Origin of the sequence: Embleya sp. NPDC056575, from assembly GCF_042793325.1 — a bacterium.
Lineage (GTDB): Bacteria > Actinomycetota > Actinomycetes > Streptomycetales > Streptomycetaceae > Embleya.
This window is the reverse complement of record NZ_JBHTVA010000021.1, coordinates 82,979-98,033: the sequence shown is the minus strand read 5'-3', so window position 1 is coordinate 98,033 and position 15,055 is coordinate 82,979. Positions and strand designations below refer to the sequence as shown.

Annotated in this window: 12 protein-coding genes; 6 read left to right on the top strand and 6 right to left on the bottom strand. The window is 73.1% G+C overall.

Annotated features, from left to right (window positions below):
• Positions 1-198 precede the first annotated feature (198 nt).
• Positions 199-588, top strand: coding sequence for a helix-turn-helix domain-containing protein (locus ACFRCG_RS18700; protein WP_380032789.1), 390 nt, complete (start codon positions 199-201; stop codon positions 586-588).
• 150 nt (positions 589-738) lie between these two features.
• Here the strand turns inward: ACFRCG_RS18700 and ACFRCG_RS18695 are convergent, their stop codons facing one another.
• The 4 genes from ACFRCG_RS18695 to ACFRCG_RS18680 all read right to left on the bottom strand — a co-directional run bounded on the left by ACFRCG_RS18695 (position 739) and on the right by ACFRCG_RS18680 (position 7,901).
• Positions 739-1,536: an SDR family NAD(P)-dependent oxidoreductase gene (locus ACFRCG_RS18695; RefSeq protein ID WP_380032787.1), complete on the bottom strand. Its 798-nt coding sequence runs from the start codon at positions 1,534-1,536 to the stop codon at positions 739-741.
• A 92-nt stretch (positions 1,537-1,628) separates the two neighbouring features.
• Positions 1,629-2,102 (bottom strand): hypothetical protein, encoded by a 474-nt coding sequence (locus ACFRCG_RS18690; RefSeq protein ID WP_380032785.1) that lies wholly within the window; start codon positions 2,100-2,102, stop codon positions 1,629-1,631.
• Positions 2,099-2,932 carry a DNA-formamidopyrimidine glycosylase family protein gene (locus ACFRCG_RS18685; protein ID WP_380032783.1) on the bottom strand — a complete coding sequence of 278 codons (834 nt, stop codon included), beginning with the start codon at positions 2,930-2,932 and terminating at the stop codon, positions 2,099-2,101. The genes ACFRCG_RS18690 and ACFRCG_RS18685 overlap by 4 nt, the downstream gene beginning before the upstream one ends.
• Before the next feature lie 364 nt (positions 2,933-3,296).
• Positions 3,297-7,901 carry an ATP-dependent helicase gene (locus ACFRCG_RS18680; protein WP_380032781.1) on the bottom strand — a complete coding sequence of 1,535 codons (4,605 nt, stop codon included), beginning with the start codon at positions 7,899-7,901 and terminating at the stop codon, positions 3,297-3,299.
• 101 nt (positions 7,902-8,002) lie between these two features.
• Between ACFRCG_RS18680 and ACFRCG_RS18675 the strand changes: the two genes are divergently transcribed.
• Complete coding sequence (locus ACFRCG_RS18675) at positions 8,003-8,200, top strand: DUF3046 domain-containing protein (protein WP_078977480.1); 198 nt, start codon at positions 8,003-8,005, stop codon at positions 8,198-8,200.
• Between the two features lie 170 nt (positions 8,201-8,370).
• Positions 8,371-9,585, top strand: coding sequence for an AI-2E family transporter (locus ACFRCG_RS18670; RefSeq protein WP_380032779.1), 1,215 nt, complete (start codon positions 8,371-8,373; stop codon positions 9,583-9,585).
• Here the strand turns inward: ACFRCG_RS18670 and ACFRCG_RS18665 are convergent.
• Positions 9,558-10,364, bottom strand: a complete 807-nt coding sequence (locus ACFRCG_RS18665) for a site-2 protease family protein (RefSeq protein WP_380032777.1) — start codon at positions 10,362-10,364, stop codon at positions 9,558-9,560. The genes ACFRCG_RS18670 and ACFRCG_RS18665 overlap by 28 nt on opposite strands.
• Positions 10,365-10,432: 68 nt before the next feature.
• A complete protein-coding gene (panB, locus tag ACFRCG_RS18660; protein ID WP_078977482.1) occupies positions 10,433-11,314 on the bottom strand; it encodes a 3-methyl-2-oxobutanoate hydroxymethyltransferase in 882 nt (293 codons plus the stop codon).
• Between the two features lie 267 nt (positions 11,315-11,581).
• On the opposite strand from panB, the gene ACFRCG_RS18655 reads away from it, so the two are divergent.
• From ACFRCG_RS18655 to ACFRCG_RS18645, 3 genes are all read left to right on the top strand, one after another.
• Entirely contained in the window at positions 11,582-13,189 is a 1,608-nt protein-coding gene (locus ACFRCG_RS18655) for an MFS transporter (RefSeq protein ID WP_380032775.1), read from the top strand.
• Between the two features lies 1 nt (position 13,190).
• Positions 13,191-13,880 carry a TetR/AcrR family transcriptional regulator gene (locus tag ACFRCG_RS18650; RefSeq protein WP_380032773.1) on the top strand — a complete coding sequence of 230 codons (690 nt, stop codon included), beginning with the start codon at positions 13,191-13,193 and terminating at the stop codon, positions 13,878-13,880.
• A gap of 114 nt (positions 13,881-13,994) precedes the next feature.
• Positions 13,995-15,050 carry an endonuclease/exonuclease/phosphatase family protein gene (locus tag ACFRCG_RS18645; protein WP_380032771.1) on the top strand — a complete coding sequence of 352 codons (1,056 nt, stop codon included), beginning with the start codon at positions 13,995-13,997 and terminating at the stop codon, positions 15,048-15,050.
• Positions 15,051-15,055: the final 5 nt, after the last annotated feature.

The following is a 15,055-nucleotide window of genomic DNA, read 5'->3' as shown; positions in this document are numbered from 1 at the left end:
GGGGAGATACGAAAGGCCGGCCGAGGACGTGCTGCGAATCGAGGTGGGAGTGAACCGGAACGCCTATGGACCCTGGGGACCCCCGCCGTCAAGGTTCCACGCCCTGAGTGAACAGGACGGCAAGGCGGGCACACCCGCACGGTCGGGCAGGTACGGTGGGGCTGTGACCCCCCGAGCCGCCCTAGGAGGGAGCGACCGATGATCCTGCTCCGTCGCCTGCTGGGTGACGTGCTGCGGCGCCAGCGCCAGCGTCAGGGTCGCACCCTGCGCGAGGTTTCGTCCTCAGCCCGGGTATCCCTTGGCTACCTGTCCGAGGTCGAGCGCGGCCAGAAGGAAGCCTCGTCCGAACTGCTCGCCGCGATCTGCGACGCGCTGGACGTGCGCATGTCCGTGCTCATGCGGGAGGTCAGCGACGAGCTGGCCCTCGCCGAGCTGGCCTCGGCCGAGGCGATGCGCCCGGTCCTGGAGCCGGTGGGTGCCGGCTTCACGCCGAACGAGCGCGCCACCGAGCGTCAGAACAACGACCGGACGTCGGGCACCGCCCCGATCGCCGGCGACAACGCGGTGAGCGTGGTGGTGGCGGCCTGAGCCGCGTCCGCGCGCCGGGCACCCGCCGGGTGTCGCACACCGGACACCGGGCCCGATCGACCCGAACACGACACCGAGGCCCCGTCCCCGAAATCGGGAGACGGGGCCTCGGCGTCGTCCCGGGCACGGGCGCGATCGACGGCGGGCGGTCTACCAGGGCATCGCGACGCCGCCGTTGGGGCGCAGGATCTGGCCGGTGACGAACTTGGCGGCGTCCGAGGCGAGGTAGGCCACCGCGTAGGAGATGTCGGTGGGCTCGCCGACGGTGCGCAGCGGGGCCATCCGGGCCATCGGCGCGGCGACGGCGGCCTTGCGCTCCTCGTCCTCGTTGCCGTCCGCGTCCGTCCAGTGCCGGCCCGTCATCCCGGTGACGATCCAGCCCGGCGCGACCGCGTTGACCCGCACGCCCCGCGGGCCGACCTCGGTGGCCAGCGTCTTGGTCAACTGCACCACCGCGGCCTTGGCCGCGCCGTAGCACAGCAGCCCGGAAGTGGCGGTGTCCACGGCCCCGGAGGCCATGTTGACGATGCTGCCGAAGCCTTGCCCCGACATCACCCGCGCGGCGGCGCGGCAGCCGAAGAAGACGCCCTTGAAGTTGATCGCCAGGACCCGGTCGAGGTCGGCCTCCTCGGTCTCGATCACCGTGCTCAGGTGCATCACCCCGGCGATGTTGGCGAGTACGTCGAGCCGGCCGTGCGCGGCGACCGTGTCGTCGATCAGCGCGTCCACCTGCGCGGCCCGCGAGGTGTCCACGGCGGCGGCGGTCGCGGCGCCGCCGGCGGCCACGATCGCCTCGGCGGTCTCCCGCGCCCCGGCCTCGTGGATGTCCGCGCAGACCACGGTCGCGCCCAGCTCGGCCAGCACCTCGGCGCTGGAGCGGCCGATGCCCGACGCCGCGCCGGTGACGACGGCGACCCGGCCGGTCAGATCGAGGGCTTCACGGAACACGGGTGACCTCCCGGCGCTGGTCGAGTATGGCGCGCCGACCGTACGAGCCATCTGACGAACAGTCAATAAAGGTGTGGGCCGGGAGATCGGCGTCACCGCAGGCCCTCCTGGCGGCGGCACCAGCGGTGCGTCTCGCCGCCGGCGGGGAACACGCCGGACGCCGCGAGGGCGTCGCAGGGGTCGGCGGGCATACGCGCCGGCCGTCCGGTTCGGCCGCCGCCGGTGTGCGCCGACCGGGGCGGGTGGGCCGGGCCGGTCTCCGTGCGGGGGCGCGGGCGGGCGGCCGGCGGCGCGGCGTCCTCGGTGGGATCGTCCGCCGGCGGCGTCGGGTGTTCGGTCGGGGTCGGCTCGGCCGCGCCGCCCGCCATGGCGGTGATCGCCGGCGCGGGCTCGCCGGCGAGCGGGTCGACGGGGGAGGGGGCGCCGGTCGGCCGGTGCGGCGCGGCGGCCGCGGGCGGGGTCTGCGGGCGCGGTACGGGGGTCGGCGCGGACACCGAGGTGCAGCCGGCCGAGGCCAGGAACAGCACGGGCAGCACCAGGACGGGCAGGATCCGGGGAGGGGTCATGCCCGGTACGACGAACCACCCGGTCGTCGGTCACCGGGTGTACCTCCATCGGGTGACGGCTGGCAGCGCGGACACCAGAAGGTCACCCTAGGCGGATCGCCCACATCGGCCCGCCGGATCCCGCTGCCGCAGCGCGCGCACGGACGACCGGCGCGCCCGTAGACCCAGTGGCGCCGGCCCGGCCGGGTGTCGCCGGTGGTGATGTGCCCGACCCGGTCCCGATTGGCCGCGAGCAGGCGCTGGGCCAGTACCGCCCAGGCGAGCGGGTCACCCGCCTCGGCGACCGGGGTCCACGGCGCGACGCCGCGCAGGAAGCACAGCTCGGCCCGGTACACGTTGCCGATCCCGGCCAGATTGCGCTGATCGAGCAGCGCCTCGCCGATCGGCCGGCGCGGGCGGGCGGCCAACCGCCGGGCCGCCTCGGGCGCGTCCCAGTCCGGGCCGAGCAGGTCCGGGCCCAGATGCCCGACCACGGTCGACTCGTCGGCGGCGCGCAGCAGCTCCACCACCGGCATCCGCATCCCGACCACGGTGTGCGCGGTATTGCCGAGCACGAGTCGGATCGCGTGCCAGGGGCGGGGCAGCGGATGCGCGCCGGTGTCCTGGACGTGCCAGGTGCCGTCCATCCGCAGGTGGGTGTGCAGCGTGACGCCGCCCTCGACCCGGGTCAGCAGGTGTTTGCCGCGCGGGACCACTTCGAGCACCGAGCGGCCGGTCAGATCCACCGTCGCCAGCGCGGGCACCCGGAAGTCGGTCACGGTCAGCTCGCGGTCCACGAGGGCCGCGCGCAGTCGCCGCGCCGCCTGGTACACGGTGTCGCCTTCGGGCATACCGCCATTGTCCCGGCCGTGCCGCCGGCCGTGCGCCCGGCCCGGGGCCGGCCCCCGAGTCCCCCCGGACCCGTCGGTGCGGCCGCCCCCGGGGGTCGGTGACGCCACGGGACACGCGCTGCCTCACGCCACTGCGCGCTGCCGCGCGGTACACGGACCGACGTCGCGAACGCGCGGCCAGGAACACGTCCGCGACGCCGGATCCGAGTGCACCCGACCGTGACGCGTGCAGGGTCGCCACGGGCGGGATGGTGCCGGCCGGTCCACCGGGATCGCTCCCGGGTCGCCGTCCGTGACCACGATCCTGCGCGATGTACATGACCGGGGTGTTTCGCGGACCGGGCGCTCGTGTAACGAAACGATGTCACCCTCGGAGGCGCAGCCCCTTCGGGGTGGCATGGAACCCGGCCGCCTCCAGCGCCTTGCCCAGCGAGGAGGTCAACACCTCGGCGCCGTCGGCCTTCTCCACGGTCAGCTTGCCCAGCGCGCCCGCGCGCACCGCGTCCGCCAGCGCCTCGGCCGCCGGACCCACCCGATCCGGGTCGTCGGTCCAGGACAGCAGGGTTCGACCGCCGCGTTCGACGTACAGGATCGGCTCGCCGTCGAGCAGGATCACCAGCGCGCCGGCCTTGCGCCCGGGCCGATGGCCGCCGCCGGCCTCGCCCGGCCGATCCGGCCAGGGCAGCGCGGCGCCGTACGGGTTGGCCGGGTCGGCGGCGGCCAGCACCACCGCGTCGGGCCGCTCGTGCGGCTCGCGGCGCTCGCTCGCGTTGTGCACCGCGCGCAGCCGGTCCACCGCGCCGTCGGCGGCGAACTGGGCCGCGCCCAGGCCCTCCACGAAGTAGCCGCGGCGGACCCGGCCGCCCTCCTCGAACACGCTCAGCACCTTGTACGCCGCCGCGAAGCCGCCGGGGCTGCCCTCGGCGACCACCGCGCCGCGGGTGACCACGCCGTGCCGGTCGAGCAGCGTCTCGGCCAGCGCGTGGGCGCGCCGGGTCGGGTCCGGCTCGGGCACGGGGGCCAGCGACCAGCGCCCGGCCACGGTCGGCGGCCCGGTGCGCGCGCTCGCCACGGGGCGGCCCCGACTCAGGCCCGCGTACCGCCCGCGCGGGGTCGCCCGCCGGGCCCGGTGCGCCGTCGAGCCGGAGGTGCGCCCCGAACCGAGCAGCGCGCGCAGCGGGGTGAGCGTGTCCCCGGTGACCCGCCCGGCCCACACCAGGTCCCACAGCGCCTCGGCGATCGCCGCCTCCGACGCCGGCGTCTCCGAGGCCAGCCGCTCGGTCAACTGCCGGAAGAACAGTGCGTATCCGCCGTCGAGCGCGGTCAGGATCGCCCGGTGCAGATCGCCCGTGTCCAGCGGCACCGGAGGCGGCAGCAGGTAGGGCGCCGCGTCGGCGAGGTAGAGCGAGAGCCACCCGTCCTTGCCGGGCAGCGCGCCGTGCCCGGCCCACAACACCTCGCCCGCCGCGCACAACTCGTCCAACATCGCGGGCGTGTAGCCGACCACCCGCGAGGGCAACACCAGCTTCTCCAGCGCCGACGCGGGCACGCTCGCGCCCTGCAACTGCTCGATCACCCGGACCAGGCCGTCCAGGCCGCGCACCCCGCTCGCCCCCACGCCCTGCCACGCGGTGAGGAAGCGGGCGAGGGCCACCGGCGGCACCGGCTCCACCTCGTGCCGCAGTGCGGCCAGCGAACGACGGCGGAGCATCCGCAACACCTCGGCGCCGCACCACTCCAGGCCGGACCCGCCCGGGCGGAACTCGCCGGAGACCACCTGCCCGTTCGCGGCCAGCCGCTCCAGCGTGCCGGTGGTCACCGCCACGCCCAGGCCGAACCGGGCCGCGGCCTCGCCCGCGCGAAACGGCCCGTGGGTACGCGCGTGCCGGGCCAGCAGGTCGCCCAGCGGGTCCTTGACCGGCTCGGTGAACGCCTCGGGGACCCCGACCGGCAGCGGCGTGCCCAGCGCGTCGCGCAACCGGCCGGCGTCCTCGATGCCGGCCCAGCGCTCCTCGCCCGCGATCCGCACCCGGATCACCCGGCGGGCCCGCTCCAGAGCGGTCAGCCACTCCTGCTCGAAGCCCGGCTCGGCCCGCGCCGCCACCTCGGCGGTGGTCAACGGCCCGAGCAACCGCAGCAGATCCGCCACCCCCTCCGCGTCCCGCACCCGGCGGTCCTCGGCCAGCCGCTGCAGCTCGCTCTCGGTGCGCGCCAACACCTCCGGATCCAGCAACTCGCGCAGCTCGGCCTGCCCCAGCAACTCGGCAAGGAGTCGCGAGTCCAGCGCCAGCGCCGCCGCCCGCCGCTCGGCCAGCGGCGAGTCGCCCTCGTACATGAACTGCGCCACGTAGCCGAACAGCAGCGAGCGGGCGAACGGCGACGGCTCGGTCGTGGTCACCTCGACGATGCGCACCGCGCGCGTGGCGATGTCGCGCATCAGCCCGGTCAGGCCGGGTACGTCGAACACGTCCTGCAGGCACTCGCGCATCGTCTCCAGGACGATCGGGAACGAGCCGTATTCGCTCGCCACCGCGAGCAGTTGGGCCGAACGTTGGCGCTGCTGCCACAGCGGGGTGCGCCGACCCGGCATCCGGCGCGGCAGCAGCAGCGCCCGGGCCGCGCACTCGCGAAAGCGCGACGCGAACAGCGCCGAGCCGCCCACCTCGGCGGTCACCAGCGGCTCGACCTCGGCCTCCTCGAACACCGCGAAGTCCGGCGGCAGCGCACCGGCCGCCAGGTCCTCGGGGGCGTCGCCGAACGGGTCGCCGGTGTCGGGCAGCCGCAGCACGATCCCGTCGTCGCCGTGCATCGTCTGTACGTCCAGGCCGGTGCGCTCGCGCAGCCGGGCCGCGATGGCCAGCGCCCACGGCGCGTGCACCTGCGCGCCGAACGGCGAGTGCACCACCACCCGCCAGTCGCCCAACTCGTCGCGGAAACGCTCGACCACGATGGTCCGGTCGTCGGGGACGTGGCCGCACGCCTCGCGCTGCTCGCCCAGGTAGCCGAGCAGGTTGTTCACCGCCCACGGGTCCAGGCCCGCGGCGGCCACCCGCTCGCGCGCCCGATCCGCCGGCAGCGCGCCCACCTCGCGGACGAACGCGCCCAGCGCGCGGCCCAGTTCCACCGGCCGGCCGAGTGCGTCGCCGTGCCAGAACGGCAGCTTGCCGGGCACCCCGGGGGCGGGCGAGACCAGCACCTTGTCGTGGGTGATGTCCTCGATTCGCCAAGAGGAGGTGCCGAGCGTGAACACGTCGCCCACGCGCGACTCGTAGACCATCTCCTCGTCCAACTCGCCCACGCGCGACTTCGCCTCGCCCGCGATCAGGAACACCCCGAACAGACCGCGGTCGGGGATGGTGCCGCCGGAGGTGACCGCGAGCCGCTGCGCGCCCGGGCGGGCGGACAACACGCCGGCCACCCGATCCCACACGACGCGCGGGCGCAACTCGGCGAACGCGTCGGAGGGGTAGCGGCCCGCGAGCATGTCCAGGGTCGCCTCGAAGGCCGACGCGGGCAGCGCGGTGAACGGCGCCGCCCGGCGGACCAGCGCGAGCAGCGCGTCCACGTCGCGGTCCTCGACCGAGACCATCGAGACGATCTGCTGGGCGAGCACGTCCAGCGGATTGCGCGGCCCGCGCACCGACTCGATCGCGCCCTCGCGCATCCGCTCGGTGACCACCGCGGTCTGTACCAGGTCGCCGCGGAACTTCGGGAAGACCACACCCCGGGAGACCGCGCCCACCTGGTGGCCCGCCCGGCCCACCCGCTGCAGGCCGGAGGCCACCGAGGGCGGCGACTCGACCTGGACGACCAGGTCCACCGCGCCCATGTCGATGCCCAGCTCCAGGCTGGAGGTGGCCACCACCGCCGGCAGCCGGCCCGCCTTCAGGTCCTCCTCCACCTGGGCCCGCTGCTCCTTGGACACCGAGCCGTGGTGGGCCCGGGCGAGCAGCGGCGGCGCCCCCTTGCCGCTCCCGGCCTGGGCCATCACCTCGGCGGGCGAGGCGTCCTGCGGCAACTCCTCGCCGGTCGCCCGCTCGTAGGCGATCTCGTTCAGCCGGCCGCACAGCCGCTCGGCCAGGCGGCGCGAGTTGGCGAACACGATGGTCGAGCGGTGCGCCTGGATCAGATCGACGATGCGCTCCTCGACATGCGGCCACACCGAGGTCTTGCGCTCGTTGCCGGCCTCGTCGAAGTCGCCGGTGCCGCCGCCCAACTCGCCCATGTCCTCGACCGGGACCACCACGGACAGCTCGAACGTCTTGGCCGACGGCGGCTGGACCACGTGCACCTCGCCCGTGGCGCGCATCCACCGGGCCACCTCGTCGACCGGGCGCACGGTCGCCGACAGGCCGATCCGGCGGGCGGGCCGCTCCAGGAGTTCGTCCAGCCGCTCCAGGCTCAGCGCCAGGTGCGCGCCGCGCTTGGTGCCGGCGACCGCGTGTACCTCGTCCACGATCACCGTGTCCACCCCGCGCAGCGCCTCGCGGGCCTGCGAGGTGAGCAGCAGGAACAGCGACTCGGGCGTGGTGATCAGGATGTCCGGCGGCTTGGTCGCGAACCGGCGCCGATCGGCCGCGGGGGTGTCGCCGGAGCGCACCCCCACGGTCACCTCGGGCTCGGGCAGGCCCAGCCGCACCGACGCCTGCCGGATACCGGTGAGCGGGCTGCGCAGGTTGCGCTCGACATCGACCGCGAGCGCCTTGAGCGGCGAGATGTACAACACCCGGCAGCGTCGCCGGGGATCCTCCGGCACCGGCTCGGCGGCGAGCCGGTCGAGCGCGGACAGGAAGGCGGCGAGCGTCTTGCCGGAACCGGTCGGGGCGACGACCAGCGCGTCCTTGCCCTCGGCGATCGCCCGCCAGGCGCCCTCCTGGGCCCGGGTCGGCGCGTGGAAGGCGCCGGTGAACCACGCCCGGGTGGCGGGGGAGAAGCCGGCCAGGACGGAAGCGGAATCGTCGTGTGGCATAACTCCCCATGGTGCCCGGTGGCTCCGACATTCGCGTCGGCCGACAGGCGGGCGGCGGTGCGGGCGGCGGGCCGGCCGGCCCGCACCGGGATACTGGTCGTATGGGACTCACCGACTTCTGGCGACGCATGCGCGCGCACTTCGGCGACTCGTATTTCGAGTCCTTCGCCCGCGACCACGTGATGTCCGAACTGGGCGGGCGTACCGTGCACGAGGCGCTGGCCGCGGGCATCGACGCCAAGGACGTCTGGCGGGGCGTGTGCGTGTCGATGGACCTGCCGACCACCAAACGCGCCTGAGCCCGGCGACCGGGTCGGGACCCGGCGGAGCCGGCGCGCCGCGTCCTCGGCCTCGTCGTGCCGGTCCGTGCGGGCGAATCTGCATAAAACGACCCAGCGTGACGCTCTAGTCTCTTTCTGTCATACGACGCACGGCACCGCACATGCCGCGCGACCGACAGGGAGCCCACGTGACCACACCCGACACCCGGACCACCCGGGTCGCGGCGCGCGACCGCATGCCGTCCTGGTTGCCGCGGGCGGTGTTCCTGGTCCTCGTGACGATCGCCGGCTTCCGGCTGCTCGGCTGGACCCTGAACCAGTTGCGCACGCTGCTGATCGACCTGCTGGTGGCCTTCTTCCTCGCGCTCGCGTTCGAGCCCGCCGTGGACCGGCTCGCCCGCCGCGGGATGCGGCGCGGCGTGGCCACCGCGATCGCGTTCGTGGTGGTCTTCCTGGCCTGCGCGGGATTTCTGGCCGTGGTCGGCTCGCTCCTGGTGGACCAGGTGGTCGCCTTCGCGAACCACCTGCCGCGCTACCTGGAGGACCTGGTCGCGTGGGTGAACCGCACCTTCGGCACCGATCTGACCGTGGAGAAGGTCCAGGGGAGGATCTTCAAGGACACCGGCACCGTGCAGGGCTACGCCGAGCAGGTGGCCAACCACGCGCTCGGCTGGTCCGCGCGGATCGTCGGCGCGCTGTTCCAGCTCTTCACCATCGCGCTGTTCACCTTCTACTTCACCGCCGAGGGCCCTCGGATGCGGCGCGCGGTGTGCTCGCTGCTGCCGCCCGGCCACCAGGCCGAGGTGTTGCGCGGGTGGGAGATCGCGATCGACAAGACCGGCGGATACCTCTACTCGCGCGCCGCGCTCGCGCTGATCTCGGCGCTCGCGCACTACGTCGCGTTCCTGATCCTCGACCTGCCGTACGCGATCCCGCTGGCGTTGTGGGTCGGGCTGATCTCGCAGTTCGTGCCGACCGTGGGCACCTACATCGCGATCGTGCTGCCCGCGCTGATCGCGCTGACGGTGAGCCCGGCGACCGCCGTGTGGGTAGTGCTGTTCGCGACCGCTTACCAACAGTTCGAGAACTACCTGCTGCACCCGAGGATCACCGCGCGCACGGTGGAGATCCACCCGGCGCTGGCGTTCGGCTCGGTGATCGCGGGCGCCGCGCTGCTCGGCGCGGTGGGCGCGCTGATCGCGATCCCGGTGACGGCCACCGCGCAGGCGTTCGTCGGGAGCTACGTGCACCGCTACGAGGTGCCCGAACACCACCTGACGCCCGACGAGACCCGGCCGCGGAGGCGCCCGGGTCGGCTGAGCCGACTGTGGCGGCGAAGCGGGGACCAGGCGGGATCGGCGGGGGACGCGGACGCTCAGGACCAGAAGCGGAACAGCCGGTAGCCGTCGTTGGCCAGGTACGGCGACACGTCCAGCGCGTCGGTGATGTGGTCGACCACGTCGTAGAAGTAGTGATTGACCGACGGCGACCACAGCAGCGCGAACAGGAACAGGATCGCGTAGGGCGCGTACGGCGCGATGGCCCGGCGGAACCCGAAGGGCAACCACGGCTCCAGCACGCCGTATCCGTCCAGACCCGGCACCGGCAGCAGGTTCAGCACCGCCGCGATCACCTGGAGCTGGATCAGGAACGAGAACGCGGCCACGAAGGTCGCGCTCGCCCCGTCCACCACGCCGGACGACAGCAGCAGCGCGAGTACGCCGGCCAGCACGGCGTTGGTCAGCGGTCCGACCGCCGAGACCAGACTGTTGCGGGCCCGGCCGCGGATCGCGCCGCGGTCCAGGTAGACCGCCCCGCCGCTGAGCGGGATACCGCCGAGCAGCACGAAGACGGTCGGCAGGATGAAGGACAGCAGCGGGTCGCTGTACTTGAGCGGGTCCAGGGTCAGATAACCCTTGCCCACCACGCTGTGGTCGCCCGAGCGCAGCGCGGCGAAGGCGTGCGCGAACTCGTGCAGGCACAACGAGACCAGCCAACCCGACATGACCAGCAGGAACACGCTGGTGCGGGTGGCGGGCTCGGAGGTGCCGTCGTCGTGCCACGCGTACCAGCCCGAGGCGACGCAGACCGCGACGATGGCGAGGAAGACCGGGCTCGGCCGCACATGGCGCAGCGAGCCGGCCGCGGGACGGCGGCCGTAATCTCCGTAGGGGTGCGTCACGAACTGCTCCAGACAGGCGGAAGGGCCGTACGACCGGGAGTTCGCATCGTACGGCCCTGCCGGGACACTCAGTGGAACGCGTGTTCCGGTGCCGGGTAGGCACCCCCGACCACGTCGCCCGCGAACGCCTTGGCGGCGTCGCCGAGCGCGCCGCGCAGGTCGACGTACCGCTTGACGAACTTGGGGGTGTGGCCGGTGGTCATGCCGGCCATGTCGGTCCACACCAGCACCTGCGCGTCGGTGCCCGCGCCCGCGCCGATGCCGACGGTGGGGATGTCGAGGAGGTCGGTGACCCGGGCGGCCAGCTCCTCCGGCACACACTCCAGGACCACCGCGAACGCGCCCGCGGCCTGCATCGCCTTGGCGTCGGCGATCAACTGCTCGGCGCTTTCCGCGTCGCGCCCCTGCACCCGGTAGCCGCCGAAGGCGTGCACCGACTGCGGGGTGAGCCCGAGGTGGGCCATCACCGGGACACCCGCGGCGACCAGGGCCTCGACCTGGGGTACCGAGCGCCGCCCGCCCTCCAGCTTGACCGCGCCGGCGCCGGCCTCCTTGAGGAAGCGCACGCCGTTGCGCAGCGCCTGCTCGGGGGATTCCTGGTACGAGCCGAACGGCAGGTCGGCCACGATCAGCGCGCGCTTGGTGCCGCGCACGACCGAGCCGGTGAGCATCACGAGCTGGTCCATCGTGACCGGCACGGTGTTCTCGTAGCCGAGGTGGTTGTTGCCGGCCGAGTCGCCGACCAGAAGTACGGGGATGCCCGCGTCGTCGAAGACCGAGGCGACCATCGCGTCGTACGCGGTGAGCATCGGCCACCGCTCGCCGGCCCGCTTGGCCCGGGCCAGGTCGCGCACGGTGACCCGGCGCCCGGTTCCGTCGCCGCCGTACAGGGTCAGTCCCGGACCCTCGGCCGAAGCGGATATCGGTTGCGCGGACTTGTTGCTGGACATGGTGTTCTCCCGACTCGAGGCGCTCGGACGGCGTCCCCGGACAAGGCCATGGTGACATGCCTCCGAACAGCACAACAGAGGCGTCGGGCGGGGGATTCCGGGTGGTCGGAGGCGGGGCGGGAGCCGGTCGGAGGCGGGTCGTGGGCAGGTGGCGGTCGCGACGTTTGCCGAGGCTTTGCAATACGAGACCGTCTCGTTTCGTAAAGGCTCGCTAGCCTGAGGGGGAATCGAGCAGTGTCCACGTGTCGTACGAATCGAGCCTCACCCGTGACCGCAGCGAACGTTCCCCCGATACGCACTGTCGACGAGCACATACACCGCCGGCGCTGGGCCATCCTCGGCGTCCTGGTGATCAGCCTGCTGGTCGTCGTCCTCGACAACTCCATCCTCAACGTCGCGATCAAGACCATCGCCGACCCGGACAAGGGTCTGGGCGCCACCCAGAGCGAACTCCAGTGGGCAATCAACTCCTACACGCTGGTCTTCGCCGGCCTGCTGTTCACCGCCGGCATCCTGGGCGACCGCTTCGGGCGCAAACGCACGCTGTTGTTCGGCATGGTGATCTTCGGTCTCGCCTCGCTGTTGTCCGCCTATTCGCAAAACCCGGGGCAACTGATCGCGGCACGCGCGGTGATGGGATTCGGCGGCGCGTTCGTGATGCCGGCCACGCTCTCCATCATCAGCAACGTCTTCGAGCCGCAGGAGCGGGCCAAGGCGATCGGCATCTGGTCCGGCGCGGTGGGTCTCGCGATCGCGATCGGCCCGATCACCGGTGGCGCGCTGCTGGACCACTTCTGGTGGGGCTCGGTGTTCCTGATCAACGTCCCGATCGTGATCGTCGGCATCGTCGCGATGCTGGTGCTCGTACCGGACTCGCGTGACCCCCGCCCGGGCCGGCTCGACCCCATCGGGGTGGTGCTGTCCATCGCGGGCCTGGTCTCGCTGGTCTACGGCATCATCCGCGGCGGCGACGCGGGCTGGGGCAGCATCGAGGTGATCGGCACGATCGTGCTCGGCCTGGCCGTACTCGCCTTCTTCGTCTGGTTCGAAAAGCGCAGCGACCACCCCGCGCTCGACGTGCGGTTCTTCCGCGACCCGGCGTTCTCCGCCGCCGCCGCCGCGATCGGCCTGGTCTTCTTCGCGCTCCTGGGCGTGACCTTCTTCATGGCCTTCTACCTGCAGAGCGTGCGCGGCTACACCCCGCTCCAGACCGGTCTGCTGCTACTCCCGCTGGCCGTCGCGCAACTGTTGTTCTCGGCGCGCAGTTCGGTGATGGTCAAGCGGTTCGGGGTGCGCGCGGTGACCACCGGCGGCATGCTGCTGGTCGGCCTGAGCTTCCTGTCCTTCCTCTGGATGGACCGCACCTCGCCGATCTGGATCCTGTGCGTGGTCTTCTTCGTCCAGGGCGCGGGCATGGCGCACGTGATGCCGCCGGCCACCAACTCGATCATGTCCTCGCTGCCGCGCGAGAAGGCCGGCGCCGGATCCGCGGTCAGCAACACCGTGCGCCAGGTGGGCGGCGCCCTCGGCGTGGCGATCCTGGGCTCGGTGTTGTCCTCGGTCTACCGGGACCGGATCTCGGGCGACCTCGACAAGCTGCCGCCGAACGTGCCGCGCGGCCCGGCCGGCGACTCGGTCGAGGCCACCCTCGCGGTCGCCGGCCGGCTCGGCGACCGGGGCGCGGCGCTGGTCGACCCGGCCAAGGACGGCTTCATCGACGCGATGCACGCGGCCTCGATCGGCTCGGCGGTGGTCGGCCTGATCGGCGCGGTCGTGGTGTTCCTGTGGATGCCGCGCCGCGATGCCGGGCAGACTGCCCCGGGAGCGGGCCGACCCGGGGAGCCCGTCGAGGAACAGCGCTCCGCGAAGGTCTGACATGCAGCCTGCGACATCCCGATCAGCGGTCGAGCCGACGCCGGCCGACCCCACCGTGCACACCGACGCCGTCGAGATCGACGTCGAAGACCCCGGCGCGGCGGACAAGCCGCGCCGGGGTCGGCCCCGCAGCGAGGAGGCCGAACGGGCGATCCTGCACGCGACATTGCGACTGCTCGCCGAACACCAAAGCATCACCGGCCTGTCCGTCGAGGCGGTGGCCCAGGAGGCGGGGGTGGGCAAGGCCACCATCTACCGCCGCTGGCCCGGCAAGGAGGCGCTGATCATCGCGGCGATCGAGGCCGCCGAGGTGACCCCGACCGTGCTCGCGGGCCGCTCGTTGCGCGAGGACCTGGTCAGCGTGTTGGAGAACATGCGCCGGCAGGCCATCGACAAGCGCGGCGACGGCCTGATGGGGGTGGTCGCGGGCGAGATCCGCAACCACCCGGAGCTGCATCGGCGCTACCACGAGGTGGTGGTGGAAAAGCGCCGGGCGATCCTGCGGGACCTGCTCCAGCGCGGGATGGACTCCGGTGAGTTGCGTGTCGACCTTCCGATGGAAGTCCTGATGGACCTCGTCACGGGCCCCATACTGGTACGCAAGCTCGTACGGGAGAACGCGAGTCTGGATCCGGAACTGCCGGGCCAACTCGCGGACGCGCTGCTCGGCGGAATCCGCGCTCGCTCCTGAGCCCAAAGGGAACCTATCGGCCGCTTCCCGGCGTCCGTTTCGACGTAGGCGACGTTTTGTTCGTACGTTGACGCGGACAGTCGGGACCCGTACCCCGGGACATCAGGAGGCAGCATGACGTGGCCCACCACGACCGATACCGGAGCCGAGCCGCAGCCGGCCGGCGACGGCGGTCCGCGGCGCGGGTCACGTTGGTCGTGGGAGTCGATCCGGGACGGCGCGGTCCGCGTCTGGCGCACCCCGCCGTGGCGGCGCGGCCGGGTGATCGCGGTGTTCGCGGTGCTGGCCGCGCTGCCGATGGCCTTCCACCGGCTCGTGCCCAACACCCCGGGCAACTGGGGCAGCTTCATCGAGACCTTCCTGCCCTGGGCGGGCCTGGTCGTCCCGGTGCTGCTGGTCTGCGCGGCGATCCGCCGCTCGTGGACCGCGGTCGCCGCGACGATGTTGCCGGTCCTGGTCTGGGTGACCATGTTCGGCGGCTTCTTCCTGCCCGGCCGCGGCGGCGGCCCGCACGACCTGCGGGTGGTCAGCCACAACGTCAACGCGGACAACCCCGACCCGGCCGGCACCGCCCGCTCGCTGCTCGGCTCGGGCGCCGACGTGATCGCGCTCGAGGAACTGCCCGAGGGCGCGTGGAAGCAGTACAACGCCGTGCTCAAGGACCGCTACCCGAACGTGCAGCACGAGGGCACGGTGGCGGTGTGGACCACGGCCCGCTTCCCGATGGGCAAGGCCGAGGCGATCGACGTCGGGATGGGCTTCACCCGGGCACTGCGCACCGTGATCACCACGCCCAAGGGCGACGTGCCCTTCTACGTCGCGCACCTGGCGTCGGTGCGTTTCGGCCCGAGCGGCTTCACCGTCGGCGACCGCAACCGCACGATCGACCGCCTCGCCTCGTCGCTCGCGGTCGAGACCGCGCCGCAGGTGATCCTGGTCGGCGACCTCAACGGCACCACCGACGACCGCGCGCTGCGCCCGGTCACCCGCTACCTGCGCGACGCCCAGGACACGGCGGGCACGGGCATGGGCTTCACCTGGCCCGAGTCGTTCCCGATGGCCGCGATCGACCACATCATGTACCGGGGCATGGCCGCGGCCGACGCGAAGGTCCTCGGCAGCACCCCGAGCGACCACAAGCCGGTCCAGGCGGACCTGCGCCTGAAGTGAGGCAC

What these genes read in the sequence shown, in the direction of transcription:
- ACFRCG_RS18700 (WP_380032789.1), top strand. Translation starts at nt 199, where the DNA reads ATGATCCTGCTCCGTCGCCTGCTGGGTGACGTGCTGCGGCGCCAGCGC.
- ACFRCG_RS18690 (WP_380032785.1), bottom strand. Translation starts at nt 2,102, where the DNA reads ATGACCCCTCCCCGGATCCTGCCCGTCCTGGTGCTGCCCGTGCTGTTC.
- ACFRCG_RS18685 (WP_380032783.1), bottom strand. Translation starts at nt 2,932, where the DNA reads ATGCCCGAAGGCGACACCGTGTACCAGGCGGCGCGGCGACTGCGCGCG.
- ACFRCG_RS18680 (WP_380032781.1), bottom strand. Translation starts at nt 7,901, where the DNA reads ATGCCACACGACGATTCCGCTTCCGTCCTGGCCGGCTTCTCCCCCGCC.
- ACFRCG_RS18675 (WP_078977480.1), top strand. Translation starts at nt 8,003, where the DNA reads ATGGGACTCACCGACTTCTGGCGACGCATGCGCGCGCACTTCGGCGAC.
- panB (WP_078977482.1), bottom strand. Translation starts at nt 11,314, where the DNA reads ATGTCCAGCAACAAGTCCGCGCAACCGATATCCGCTTCGGCCGAGGGT.
- ACFRCG_RS18650 (WP_380032773.1), top strand. Translation starts at nt 13,191, where the DNA reads ATGCAGCCTGCGACATCCCGATCAGCGGTCGAGCCGACGCCGGCCGAC.
- ACFRCG_RS18645 (WP_380032771.1), top strand. Translation starts at nt 13,995, where the DNA reads ATGACGTGGCCCACCACGACCGATACCGGAGCCGAGCCGCAGCCGGCC.